Annotated in this window: 11 protein-coding genes and 1 pseudogene; 7 read left to right on the forward strand and 5 right to left on the reverse strand. The window is 62.2% G+C overall.

Translation table 11 applies throughout. The features are described from left to right. Positions 1-31: 31 nt before the first annotated feature. The 4 genes from G6N45_RS11420 to G6N45_RS11435 all read left to right on the forward strand — a co-directional run bounded on the left by G6N45_RS11420 (position 32) and on the right by G6N45_RS11435 (position 3468). Positions 32-346: a rhodanese-like domain-containing protein gene (locus G6N45_RS11420; RefSeq protein WP_163722381.1), complete on the forward strand. Its 315-nt coding sequence runs from the start codon at positions 32-34 to the stop codon at positions 344-346. A 135-nt stretch (positions 347-481) separates the two neighbouring features. Next, positions 482-853 carry a thioredoxin gene (gene trxA / locus G6N45_RS11425; protein WP_163722382.1) on the forward strand — a complete coding sequence of 124 codons (372 nt, stop codon included), beginning with the start codon at positions 482-484 and terminating at the stop codon, positions 851-853. A 352-nt stretch (positions 854-1205) separates the two neighbouring features. Then, on the forward strand, positions 1206-2258 hold the full coding sequence (locus G6N45_RS11430) for a class I SAM-dependent methyltransferase (protein WP_163722384.1): 1053 nt from the start codon (positions 1206-1208) through the stop codon (positions 2256-2258). Positions 2259-2376: 118 nt separating this feature from the next. Continuing rightward, positions 2377-3468 carry a hypothetical protein gene (locus G6N45_RS11435; RefSeq protein ID WP_163722386.1) on the forward strand — a complete coding sequence of 364 codons (1092 nt, stop codon included), beginning with the start codon at positions 2377-2379 and terminating at the stop codon, positions 3466-3468. An 88-nt stretch (positions 3469-3556) separates the two neighbouring features. Here the strand turns inward: G6N45_RS11435 and G6N45_RS11440 are convergent, their stop codons facing one another. Together G6N45_RS11440 and G6N45_RS11445 are read right to left on the reverse strand one after the other, a co-directional pair. Next, entirely contained in the window at positions 3557-4072 is a 516-nt protein-coding gene (locus G6N45_RS11440) for a lipocalin family protein (RefSeq protein WP_163722389.1), read from the reverse strand. A 132-nt stretch (positions 4073-4204) separates the two neighbouring features. Beyond that, entirely contained in the window at positions 4205-4543 is a 339-nt protein-coding gene (locus G6N45_RS11445) for a hypothetical protein (protein WP_163722391.1), read from the reverse strand. A 154-nt stretch (positions 4544-4697) separates the two neighbouring features. Between G6N45_RS11445 and G6N45_RS27880 the strand changes: the two are divergent. From G6N45_RS27880 to G6N45_RS11460, 3 genes and pseudogenes are all read left to right on the forward strand, one after another. Further along, positions 4698-4799, forward strand: a pseudogene (locus G6N45_RS27880) (HhH-GPD-type base excision DNA repair protein); the annotation flags it as partial. Between the two features lie 503 nt (positions 4800-5302). Beyond that, a complete protein-coding gene (locus G6N45_RS11455) occupies positions 5303-6412 on the forward strand; it encodes a radical SAM protein (RefSeq protein ID WP_163722393.1) in 1110 nt (369 codons plus the stop codon). Positions 6413-6447: 35 nt separating this feature from the next. Beyond that, positions 6448-8385: a RiPP maturation radical SAM C-methyltransferase gene (locus tag G6N45_RS11460; RefSeq protein ID WP_281353882.1), complete on the forward strand. Its 1938-nt coding sequence runs from the start codon at positions 6448-6450 to the stop codon at positions 8383-8385. 537 nt (positions 8386-8922) lie between these two features. Here G6N45_RS11460 and istB read toward each other — a convergent pair. The 3 genes from istB to G6N45_RS11475 all read right to left on the reverse strand — a co-directional run bounded on the left by istB (position 8923) and on the right by G6N45_RS11475 (position 12902). Next, positions 8923-9735, reverse strand: coding sequence for an IS21-like element helper ATPase IstB (gene istB / locus G6N45_RS11465; RefSeq protein WP_163722397.1), 813 nt, complete (start codon positions 9733-9735; stop codon positions 8923-8925). After that, positions 9732-11252 carry an IS21 family transposase gene (gene istA / locus G6N45_RS11470; protein WP_163722400.1) on the reverse strand — a complete coding sequence of 507 codons (1521 nt, stop codon included), beginning with the start codon at positions 11250-11252 and terminating at the stop codon, positions 9732-9734. Before istA ends, istB begins: the two co-directional genes overlap by 4 nt. A gap of 252 nt (positions 11253-11504) precedes the next feature. Continuing rightward, positions 11505-12902, reverse strand: coding sequence for an IS1380 family transposase (locus tag G6N45_RS11475; RefSeq protein WP_163722402.1), 1398 nt, complete (start codon positions 12900-12902; stop codon positions 11505-11507). Between the last annotated feature and the right edge of the window lie 155 nt (positions 12903-13057).

A 13057-nucleotide genomic window follows, 5' to 3' on the forward strand; every position in this document is an offset into this window, starting at 1 on the left:
TCCGATCCGTTCTTCGACCAGGGGAGTCGCCATGGCATCCGTTCAGGAAGTCGACATCGCCACGTTGGCGCGCGCCCGGGAATCCGGCGCGCCCGTTCTCGACGTACGTGAGGCCCAGGAGTTTTCGCAGGCGCATGTGCCCGGCGCGCAATGGATACCCCTCGGCGAGTTGGCCGCTCGGGTGGCCGAAGTGCCCGCGGATACGACGGTCTATGTCATCTGCGCGTCCGGAAACCGCAGTAAGCGAGGAGCGGAGATCCTCGAGGAGTCCGGCCGCAGAGCCGCATCGGTCGCCGGGGGCACCACGGGGTGGATTCGCGCAGGACATCCGGCCGAGTCCAGCTGAGCGCTGCGAGGGCCGGCCTGTTGACACGGCCGCCGTTCGCTGGAATACCCGTGGGGGTATATCGCGTTGTTAATGGTGACGCCGGAAATCCGCGGCGTTGACACACACCACTCAACGGAATCGGAGGAACATGCAATGAGCACAAGGAACGTGAGCTTCGATGATTTCGAGTCCACGATCGTCGACAACCAAATCGTCCTCGTGGATTTCTGGGCGTCGTGGTGCGGACCGTGCCGGGCCTTCGCGCCGGTCTACGAACGCTCCTCGGCCGCGCATCCCGACATCGTGCACGCCAAGGTCGACACCGAGAAGGAACTCGATCTGGCAACGGCTCTGGAGATCCGGTCGATCCCGACCGTGATGGCGTTCCGCGACGGAGTCCTGGTGTACAGCCGGCCCGGGGCGATGCCTCCCGCAGCGCTCGAGGACCTCATCACGCGTGTGAAGGAGCTCGACATGGAATCCGTGCGGGCCACGATCGCCGCGCGAAAAGCCGCCACAGCATAGAAATTCGAACTGGAGAGGAGATCCGCCATGTGCTATCCCGTCATGTGTGGCCGATGCGGCAAGACAACCTGGGACGGCTGCGGCCAACACGTCGCCGACGTCCGGCAGACAGTGCCTGTGTCGCAGTGGTGCACCTGCTCTGACCGAGCCGACGCGCCGAAGCCGAAGCGCAATCCGCTGTTCGGCCGCTGACCGCTGGGCTCGTCGCCCCGTCCGTGTGCGCTTCGCCCCGATGTACCAACCATCGTGCGCGAGGGTGGTGAATTCGCACGCGTCCTCTCCGGCCGCCGAGATCGCCCCGAACGGACGCCGATCGGTCTAGCGTTGAGAGGGGTGAACAGAGGAGCCGGCGATGACCTCCACCGAAGACAGACTCAATGCATTTCTCGGCAAGGCGATCGGGGATCTCGGGGCGTCGGTGAGCGCGGTGCTGATGTTGATCGGCGACGAGCTCGGCTTGTACACCGCGCTCGCCGGGCGCCGTCTGTCGGCGGAGGAACTGGCCCAGAACACCGGTACGAACCCTCGGTACATCCGAGAGTGGCTCGCGAATCAGGCTGCGGGCGGCTACGTCGAATACGACGAAGCCGACGACACCTATCACCTGAACGCGGAGCAGGAACTCTGCCTCGCCGATCCGGCGGGTCCGGTCGATCTGGCGGGTGCCTACCAGATCGTCCAAGACCTGTTCTATGTGCGTGACCGTGCGGTGGAGAACTTCCGCAACGGCAACGGTATGGAATGGGGCGAGCACCATCGGTGCCTGTTCTACGGGACCGAGCGATTCTTCAGGGCGGGCTACAACGCGAATCTGATCACATCCTGGTTGCCCGCGCTCGACGGCGTCACCGACAAGCTCGCCGCCGGCGGCAAGGCCGCCGACGTGGGTTGTGGTCACGGCGCGAGCACAATCCTCATGGCGCAAGCCTTTCCGAGTTCGCAGTTCGTCGGCATCGACTATCACGGCGCGTCGATCGACACCGCGCGTGACCGCGCGGCACAGGCGGGAGTCGACAACGCGAGCTTCGAACTCGCCGATGCCACGTCCTACCGCAGCGACGACTACGACCTCATCGCGTTCTTCGACTGCCTGCACGATATGGCTGACCCGTCCGGCGCGGCGCGGCACGCCAGGCAGGCCCTCAAACCCGACGGACACTGCCTGCTCGTCGAACCGTTCGCCGGCGACAGCGTCGCGGACAACCTGAATCCGGTCGGCCGACTGTTCTACGGTGCGTCATCGCTGATCTGCGTTCCGGTGTCGCTCGCGCGTCAGGGACCGGCCTTGGGCGCCCAGGCGGGGGAACGGCGATTGACGAAAGTGATGGTCGATGACGGCGGGTTCACCCGATTCCGGAGGGCGACACAGACACCGTTCAACCTGATCTTCGAAGCCCGGCCCTGACGACCCGAGACGGGCGTAGCGTTCGAGCTGAGCCGAGTGCGCTCGTAATCGTGATCGTGAGGCAGCCAAGAGCGTTCGATCAGCTCTCAGGCACGAAAGTCACGGCAGGAGCACCCTCATGAGCACTATCACGGCCCATCCCAATCCGATCGTCGTCGACAACACCATCTCTCCGCCGGAGACCACGGGCACCACCACGGTGAAGTACAAAAAGGAGCCGGAGGAGGAGCTGTGGGAGATGCAGCCGGGGAGCGGCTGGGCGAAGGTCAACGTCCACACCCTGACCGGGCTCGGGGACGAAGCGGACTACTCCGGTAAGTACTCGATCACCCTCACTCCAGGCCAGATTTACAGCGCAGGCCTCTTCTTCCCGCTGAACTCACCCGTGTCGACCGATCCCCTGGGCACGAAGGTCATCGTCGCCGCGGTGTTGAAGAAGCCGACGGTGAGGAAGCTGATTGCCGACCACAGCGGCTCCGGCGGCGGCACAAGGCTGAGCCACGGGATCAAGACGTTCAAGCCGACGATGCTCTTCCTCGCCGCCGCCAGCCGGTTCCGGGCCGTCCCCGACAGCACCGGCATACCGCAACTCGTGGATCCCGACGCGGTGATTCCGGCGCCGCTCGGCCCCGCTGTCAGTCATGATGTCGAGCTCAAGCCGCTGGTGCCCGGACATCACTACTTTTTCACCGCGATGGTCGTCGATGCGGGCGGTAACTGGGAGGTGCTCGAGGTCGAGCAGGACACGCTCAAGCGCAAGATGACCGTTCAGTTCCCGAAGATGGTCGTTTTCAACGACGGCGATTGGGCGACAACGGGAGAAGCGGAGTTCTGGTTCGACGTGTCGGCCGGAGACGACACCCGGCCGGGGCAGTCCCTGCAGTTGTTCACACTCCCCGAGCCCGACCTCGACGACTGGGGCGAAACCGGCCGCCCCTACTCCCTGGGCTACGCCTACATCGAGAACCAGCCGCTGACGGTCGCCGCTGGGCGAACCAGTATCTGGGTGCACTCATGGGCGCGTGAAGATGACGGGCCCTGGGGCGACGACACCGCCGGAAGTGCCATCAACAAGGGAAAGCGGCTCAATCTGCCCGACGGCCCGTCGGAGAAAGTGGCGAACAGCAGTTTCACGATGGACGTCCCCGCGAGTTCTGGCGACTTGCACTACGCCGTCGACGTCACCTTCGCGGTCGACTACCTCCCCTGACTCGATCCCGTGAATTGGTGGGCGCTGCGTCTCGGTAGTACAAGGGCTACAAGAACAATGAGGTGTGACGACCTCGGCGTCTCGCGGGTCAACCCCCGAGTTGATCGTCTGTGACGCGCCGCCCCGACTGCTTCGGTGTGATCCATTTTCCGAGATCGAACCCCTGCCGGGTCGCTTCGGCGAGGTAAGCCGCCGCCGTGGCGGGGTCGATGCGAGGTTCGCGGGCCAGAAGCCACAGGTTCTTCTGGTCAGGTGTACCGACAAGGGCAACCGTGTAGGCGTCGTCGATCTTCAGAACCCAGTAGTCTCCCCGGGTGAACGGGATCCACCGCAGGAACTCCGGAAGGAACGAAACCTCCAGTCGTCCCGCCTCGCCGTTCACCAGTGTTGCCCGGCCGATCGACTGCGACGGTTTGCCGTCCTCATCGATGCAGCGGTTGTCGACACGCACGCTGCCGTCGTTGTCGGGCGTGTATTCGGCGGTGATGTCGGACGCCTCAGCGGCCTCCCATTTCAGTGGGAGCCTTCCGATCTCGTACCACAAGCCCCTGTAGCGGGTGAGGTCGAGAGATTCGACTGAGGTGACGGCGGTCTGCTGACTCATCGTGGCTTCCTCCTCTGGGTGCGCGCATTACGCGCTCTGTCACGCGTACTCGCGTACTGGCGTTCGAGCCGATCTGAAACTCTCACCGGAGCCGGCCTCACACCACCCACCGAGAAACCCCCAAGGGGGCAATCAGTCCGACCCATCAGCACCTGGCTTTGCGTCGCCCTGTTTCTTCAACGTCTCGCTCGCGCTGCTGACGACGCTTCGTATGAACTCGTACTGTGTCTTGACCAGCTTGTCCGCCATATCCAGGGCGGCGTCGACCACGGTATTGCGTCGCGAGGGATGGTCGTCGCCTTGCGCGGTCATCGACTCGTCGACAGTGTTGACGAACTTCCGCACGGCATCGATTGCGGTCCGTTGTCCGGATTCGACCGACTTGAGCACTTGGTCGGACAGGCCTGCAGCCCGTTCCGTCAGGTCTGACGCGCGTTCTGCCGCGGTCTTGTTCTCGGTGATCTCGGCCATGACGGCTCCTCTGGGATTGGACGCGAAGAGATGAGTCCCGAATGACGTGAATGACTCGGCATCAACACTGCGCCCAGGCCTCGGCATTCAATAGGGCCGATGGTCCCTCTCCACTTGGTGTGGACGCGTATGGTCGTCGCCCTAGGCTGCTGGCATGACTGTGAGGCTCGCGTTGACGCAGGATCCCCCAGCCGACGCGCTACTGGAGTCCAACCCGTTCGGGCTACTGGTCGGCATGCTGCTCGATCAGCAAGTCGGGACACGATTGCGACCGGGTCGAGGCCGGTGCTGCGGCGGATATGGCCGGAACTTCGCTGGCCGCGACAGTGGCCGCCCCCGGATTGTGATGGATGTCTTCTGAGCGATCGCAGCGGCACCCCGCCGTACCTGTGCATTTAGAGTCGTAGATTGGGGCCGTCCCACACCCTTACGCCAGCGACCGCCCGAAAACCTGTCGAAGCGACAGCATGAATGCCATACTCGACGAATCACCGATCGATGGGGGATTGTCCGATGAGCAGTCAGGGCGAATCACAAAGCCATCCTTTGACAGACTCTAGGCGACGCGAACTCGCAGCAGAGTGGCGAAAGAAGATCCTTGTGGCGATGGACGACGATGGTTATGTTGTCGCTGGCTGGGGGTACAACCAGAGCGCGCCCACCATCACTGCCTATAACGATCGTCTGAGGGTGAACCCCGACCCTTTGTCAGCGCTTAGCGACCTCCTCGATACCGAATAAGCGCATTCTCGGCTGATCGTGAGCGATCATGTCCCGCCGGTTCCCCAGGTTATTTTCAAGATAATCGGAGCTTGCAACCTTGTCTGCAGCTACTGCTATCAGACTGAATATGACCATAAGAACTTCCGCGCAATGCGATCGACGAAGTTGAGTGTATTTGCGAACTGTATAGAAGCGGTCGCAGATCACGCTCGAACGTTGTTCGCGGACAGGTTCAATCTAGTCTTTCAAGGCGGAGAACCTCTCCTTGTGGGGCTTGATCGATTTTCCCAGTATGTGGACACCGTGCGCCTGATTGCTGCCCGCCATGACCTATCCGCGACTCTGAGTGTGCAGACGAATGGCACTTTATTGACAAGGCCATGGATCGAATATCTGCGCGACGCTCATGTAGGAGTATGCATTAGCATCGACGGCCCCGCTTCAATTCACGATTCGCGGCGACCGCGACGGGATGGAAACGGTAGCTTGGACACAATTGAACAACGAATAGCAGATTGTTGCAGTGTTGGCTTGACTGTCAGTGGGCTTATGGTGTTGTCGCCGTTGGCTTCCGGTATCGAAACATTCAGATACATCGATCGGTTAAATATCGCCATGCTTGGCTTCATCTTCCCCGCGCATAACTATGAGAAAACTGACGCTGGCTATAAGCAGGGTGCTTACGCCGACTTTCTGATTTCGTTTTTTGACGCATGGTTCGATTCGCACACCGACCTTCGCGTCCACAATTTCGAAGCAGCTATCGCTTCAGCCTTTGGAAAACCGTCGTCCCTTGCAGGAATCGGTAACGCAGCCGCGGACATAATTTCGTTCGCACCGGACGGAACTGTGGAATCAGGCGATTCATATGGCATATGTGAATACGAACGACTTGAAGGCATTTCGCCTCGTGTTGGCATTGCGCTCGCAAGCTTGAGTAACTACAGTCAGCAGCAATCAACCGGCGGAACGCTTCCCACAAGCGCTGCCTGTCAATGCTGCTCAGTTGCGGATATCTGTGGTGGTGGGTTATTGGAACACCGTTACTCCGTCTCACGCGGTTTCGACAACCCATCTTATTACTGCCACGACCTCAGTCGCTTTTACACGCATTTACGCACTCGCCTTCGAGAGGCAATCGCTTGAGTCAGAACAGCCAAGAAGTGCCACGAGTCTGCCTAGTGCAAATGCCCTGGGGGAGTGCTATAACGCCATCGTTGGGTCTCCACGTACTCGAAACCCATTTAACGAACGAATGTCTTGCCGACGTGTCGGTATACTACGCGAACCTCGACTTTTACGAACAGCTACCGGAAGCCTTTTCGACGAGCGTACTGAAGCGACACTTCTGGGATAACCCTTGCTTGTTCTGGCTCTGCGATGGCATTTTCGCGACACATGCGTATTCGGACCAGTCAGTCGCCAAGGCCTCACAGGATGCATTAGACAGGACCATTGATCGTCTTGTAGCTGACAATAAGGACAGGGCTGTCGGAGACAATCTTGATCAGCTGGTCGAATGGCTTTCCGGCAATATTCAAGATGTTGGTCATGTTGTCGGAACAATAATTCCAAGCTTCCTAAGTACCTTAGCGGGACAGCTTATTAGCGGCGGATACGATGTCATCGGACTCGGCACCTTCTTCAATCAGACGTCCGCATGTCTTTCGCTTGCAAGAATGTTGCGGCTGCACGGATACAGCGGGTTGATTATTCTTGGCGGTGCCGGTGTCACTGACTCCATGGCGCGCGGCCTAATTCGCTCGTTTCGCAACCTCGATGCTGTGGTCGTAGGGGATGGGGAGCTTCCGCTCGGAGAGATATGTCGTGCGCTAGCGACACAGGGCTCGGCCATGCCGCTGAGTGACCAAGTAATCTGGTCCGAAAGGCGCGATTCTCAGCGTTTTGAACAGGTCAAACCTGAGCCTGTCCGCCGGCGGGGTGAGAGAACAACAACACCCGGCATTCCCGTGCTAACTGGCGATGGTTACGAGAGATTCTTCAAGATTCGGAGCCAAACTCGGTTCGCAGGGGAGGATGTCCAAATACCATTCGAGATTTCGCGAGGATGCTACTGGGTGGCACGATCGAAGTGCACGTTCTGCGGTATCGCGGACGACTTCAAGATGAAGGCGAAGACGCCACACGTCGCAGTCCCTGAGATTGTGGGCTTAGCCGAGCGATTGGATGCCGATTATCTAGTATGTGCTGATACTGCGCTTCCTAAAAATCACATTCGCGTAACCGTGCCGCAACTGGCTGAGTCGCTAAAGATGCGACGACGAAGTTTTTTCTTCGAGGTCCGGGTGGATATTCCAAAAGAAGAGCTGAGAGCGTTCAGTCAACTTGGTAACGTCGTCTTACAACCTGGCATTGAGTCCTTATCGACTCCATTACTTACACACATGCGGAAAGGCACATCGGCTATACAGAACATACAATTTCTGCGCTGGTGCCGAATTTTTGGTATTTTGCCCTATTACAACATCCTGCATGGCTTCCCTGGCGAGGATCCGACCTGGTATGTAGGTATGAAGTCACTCATGCGCCATGTATTTCATCTTTCTGCACCTCGCACAGCCACTCAGGTGATGTTGCTGAGGAATAGTCCGCTCTTGCGAGAGGGCGGGCAGCATCTCGGCGTTGTGAAGCCCTGGGATGAGTACCGGATCATGTACCCAGCCGTCGACGCTGAATCACTCGACGATCTCGCGTATTACTTTAATGGTGACTTCTCTGATATAGATGGCGAAGGCATAAAGCCTCGTGCAGATCTAATTTCCACAGTTCGCGAGTGGCAGCGGGCCGACCGGTCAGGTACCGCTTTTCTTATGCGGGACAAGGTCGATGGTGGATCATGCGCGGTGTACGACGGGCGAATGGATAGCGCGGTAGAACTAACGCTCGATTCGGTTGACGCCGCTATTCTCGATGCCGGCGACGAAGCAACCGACCTCGATGGAGTGTGCGAAAAACTCGAACGGGGGCCCGAGCGTGCAACGCTAAGTTCACACGTCTTGCAGCGCTTATTTGATATGGCCGGGAAAGGTCTGGTCCTGGAGGAGCGTGGCAAGTTCCTTGACCTGACAATCCCGATTAACATTGGAGGGCGGTCGTGACCGCCAACACGTCCGAAGCTCGCGTTCGCCACGGCCAGAGTATCGACCGCGCTTCGAGGCCGGCTCGCGGTTGGCGAATAGCGGAAGGTGCAACCGCGGATCGGGATCGATGACGGTCGCGAATCTACGTCCCAGTCGCGGTCGACCTTGCCGTCAGCTCGCCGGTGATCAAGGCGATGCCACCCCGAGGTGTGCTGGTGCGGAACTGAACGAAGCTTCATTAAGCGCGGGACCAACATCGTCGTTTGATCGTCCGGGTCCGACTGTGTCTAACAGCTCTACCTAGGGGCCGCGCCGATCCTAGATTCGTGTCCCTTCGCGTCTCTAGTCAAGCCGCAGGCTGCTGGCATGGCTGAAGCGCGCCTCCCGAGTTGGGTCATCTGCCTTAGCCTCGATTTTTCGCGCCGGTGGGGTTCGGGGGCGCTGAATCATGAGAATTGTTGAACGATAGCGATTTTGGGCTAGGGGTGTTGTCAATGGCCAGGTTGAAGTATCCGCTGGCGGCCAGATGAAAGTATCCACCCCGTGCGGTAGTTCCTAAGTTGGTGTGGGCTGCTCCTTCCGGTGTTGGGCGTCTTTCATGCGGTAGGAGTCTCCGTCGGTGATGACGACGGTCGCGTGGTGCAGCAGTCGGTCGAGGATGCTGACCGCGGTGGTCTGCTCGGGCAGGAATCGGCCCCACTGTTCGAAAGGCCAGTGCGACCCGATGGCCAGTGAGCGCCGTTCGTAGGCGCCGGCGACCAGTCGGAACAACAACTGGGTGCCGGTGTCATCGAGCGGAGCGAAGCCGAGCTCGTCGAGGATGATCAGATCGACGCGCAGCAAGGATTCGATGATCTTGCCGACGGTGTTGTCGGCCAGGCCGCGGTAGAGGGTCTCGACGAGGTCGGCCGCGGTGAAGTAGCGCACCTTGTGCCCGGCCTCGATCGCTGCGGTCCCCAACCCGATCAGGGTGTGGGACTTTCCAGTGCCGGCTGGGCCGATGATCGCCAGGTTCTGTTGCGCCCGAATCCATTCCAGGCTCGACAGGTAGTCGAACACCTTGAGCTGGATCGAGGAGGCGGCCACGTCGAAGCTCTCCAACGTCTTGGGCACGGGGAATGCTGCGGCCTTGAGTCGGTTGACGATATTGGAGGCATCGCGGGCCGCCAACTCGGTTTCGATGAGGGTGCGCAGGACTTCCTCGGGGGTCCAGCGTTGGGTCTTGGCGGTGATTAACACCTCCGGTGCGGTGCGCCGCACGGCGGCCAGCTTCAACCGCCGCAGCCCGGCATCGAGATCGGCGGCCAGTGGTGGAACTGACGGTGGTGCAATGGGTTCGGCGTCGGTCAAAGGTGGGGACTTGGTCATGAGGTCACCTCACCGTCGGCGGCGACCGGCGGGATCTTGTAGGCGTCCAGGGAACGGGTCGGAGCCACCGGCAGGTCCAGGATCAGCGCGTCACCGGCGGGGCGGGGCTGGGGTGTTCCGGTGCCGGCAGCCAGGATGGAGCGCACGTCGGCGGCCCGGAATCGTCGGAACGCCACCGCCCGGTGCAGGGCAGATACCAGAGCGTCGGTGCCGTGGGCGGCGCCCAAAGCGAGCAAGATCTCCAGTTCCGCCCCCAATCGGGTGTTGCCGATCGCCGCGGCGCCGACGAGGAACGCCTCAGCGTCGGCGCCGAGATCGCAGAACTGCTTCTCGACCGTGGTCTTCGGGCGCGGCCCGCGACTGGGCGCCGGCCGGGGTCCGTCGTAGTGGTCGTCGAGGATCGACACCCCACCGGGTGAAACGAGTTCGTGCTCGGCCACGATCACCCCGGTCGCGGGTTCCAGCAGACAGATCGCGCCGTGGCCGACGACCACGGCCACCGTGGTCCCGATCAACCTCATCGGCACCGAGTAGCGAGCCGACCCGTACCTGATGCAGGACAGTCGGTCGACCTTACGTAGCACCGACGGTGCCCCGATCTGCAGCCTCAGGGACGGCAGTGGTTGCAGTAGTTCACGTTCGGCCACCAGTCGCTCGTCGGGGACCGCACAGATCTCCGAATGGGTCGCGGCGTTGACCTCGGCGCACCACACCTCGGCCGCGGCGTTGGCATCGCGCAGCGTAAACGGCGTGCCGGTGACGGCGGCCTCGGTCAACAGTGGCACGGCCAGATCGTCCTGGGCGTACCCGCACAGGTTCTCCACGATGCCCTTGGACTGCGGGTCGCTGGCGTGACAGAAATCGGGGGCGAACCCGTAGTGGCCGGCCAGCCGCACATAGTCCGGGGTGGGGACTACGACGTTGGCCACCACGCCGCCTTTGAGACAGGCCATCCGGTCGGCCAGCACCCGCGCCGGGACCCCGCCGATCGCGGCCATGGCTTCGGCGATCAACGCCAGCGTGGTCGAGGCGCGTTCGTTGGTGGCGAAGCGCACGAAGCGCCACCGGGAGAATGCCAGCACCGCGCAGAACAGGAACAATCCCGGCGCGACTTGGGCCCAGTCGATGACCAGGTACTCACCCGGCTCCCACACCGCAGGTCGTCGACCGCGGTGATTGGTGCTGCGCCACAACGCTTTCGCTTCAGCAACGAGGCGGCGGAAGTTGCGATCAGATCCTGCGTATCCGGCGGCTCGGACTTTCGGGAGCAGTCGCTTGGCAGATATCCGACCGTGCGACTTCGCGACCCGTTCGGCGACCAGATCGGCCACCGAATCGTAGTTATGCGAACGCTCGGCCCGCGGTGGCGGCGGCACGCCGGCTTGATCGGCCTCGAACTTATCCACGATCTTCTTGACGGTGCGGTGGGTGGTACCGCACGCCTCGGCGGCGGCCCTATACGACCCGAGCTGTTGGTAGGCAGAAATGATGTCCATGCGGTCCTTCGCAGACTTCAATGGAACTCCCCGATGGTGGTGGCGATTGGTTGGCGCCTTCACCGTCACCATCGGGGCCCGCAGTTCCTGATCGACACGACGAACACGGGGTGGATACTTTCACCTGGCCAAAACCGGATACCTCTACTTGGCCACCAGTGGGTACTTTTTCATGGCCACGGACAGGTGTGTTTGGCTGTCCCGTGTCGCCGGGGTGGACGGGCTTTCCAAGGGGCCTGGGTCTTTCGGATCGGCGGGTCGGGTTTGCGGTTGTCAGGGGAAGGCGGCGCGGATGCGCTGCCAGGCGGTCGCGATGGCGCCGGCCCAGCGCCAGGTGGCGTCGATGCGCAGCCGCAGTCGGCGAGCTCCTCGGGTGATCCGAGCGGCGACGTGTAGGACCCGGTAGCGCAAGGCGTTGATCTCGCAGCGGGCCAGCTGCGGGGCGTCGGTGAATCCGATCAGTTGGGCCCAGGCAACCAGATCGGCGGCGGCTAGGACGATCTCGAGCCAGGCGGCGTTGGACTGAAAGTCATGACAGGGCAGGTTGGCCAGGCCGGCGGCTTTGGCCTCGCGGATGCGGTCCTCGACGCGGGCGTGCTGGCGGTGGCGCAGTTCCAGGCCGGCCAGCTGTCCGGGCACGGCACCGGGGGCGGTGTCGGTGATGAACGCGGTCACCCGCATGCCGTCGATGTCGGTGAAGCGCAGCTGCGCCCCGGGGTGCGGGCGCTCCTTGCGCAGGATCAGCCGGGTCCCGGCAGGCCAGGTCGACAGCGTGACCAGGGGCGTGGCCTCGGCCACCCACGCCCCGTCACGAATCTCGCCGCCGGAGTCGATGGCCGGATACCAGCCATCGGCGAGGTTGAGGGTGTCCACGGCGTCCCAGACCCGGGCATCGACGGGAAACCCGAAGGAGAACCCGACCCCGTGATCGCGGCAGGCCTGGGCGAATCGGTGGGTGGCCCCGGCCGAGTCGCAGCGCACTACCACCACCGGCCCACCGTCTGTGCCGGCGTCAGGGCGCCACCCGGCTGGCAGCGAGGCCAACGCCTGCTCCAGGACCGTGATGTGGTCGGCGGCGGTGTTGGACCCGGCGTTGCCTTTGCGCAGCAGCCCCGCCAGGGCCTCGCCGCCGGCGATCTCCGGGCGGTCCAGAAACGCCAGCAGCGGGTGGTGGCCGAAGGACTTCTTCCACGTCGGGGCCGCCTGCGCCTTGTTGTCGGAATCGTCGATGACCAGGGTCGCGTCGATGTCGATGTATAGGGGTCGGCCAGCCGGGGGCGCGGCCCCGGCAGCCCAGGCCGCTGCCCGCGCCGATGCCCGCGCGGCACGAACCTTCGGCAGGTGCGCGGCGTCGATGCGATGGTCGACCAGCCGCCACATCGTTGTCGTGGAGGCCTTGGGCCCGAACAGATGCTCGCGATCCCCGCACAGCTGCCCGATCCCGTCGATGCAGTCCGCCCCGTCGGCCACCGCGGCGGCCAGATCCGCGAACACCGCACCCGGGGCATGAACCCACGGCCCCTTATAGGTATCGGTCAACACCGCCGTGACCTGGGCGGATAACCCGGTCTGGTCGGCCAGTTCCCGCAGCAGCCCCATCCCGGCGTGCGACACCACCCCGCGGCCATCAGCAGAGACTTTCACCCGCGAAACCGCCGCGATACCCTTCACCTGCGAGGTGCCTGCCAGTCAGGATGATTGAGCCCTAGAGAAGTCCAATCATTCCTTGCAGGACAGGCACTTTCGCTTATCAACACCCAGCGACGTCGGCATTCGGGTCTGTGGATTTAACGGTGTTTCCGGCCTGACACGCTGAGCGATGCTCG

This window comes from Mycolicibacterium psychrotolerans, from assembly GCF_010729305.1.
Taxonomy (GTDB): Bacteria; Actinomycetota; Actinomycetes; order Mycobacteriales; family Mycobacteriaceae; genus Mycobacterium; species Mycobacterium psychrotolerans.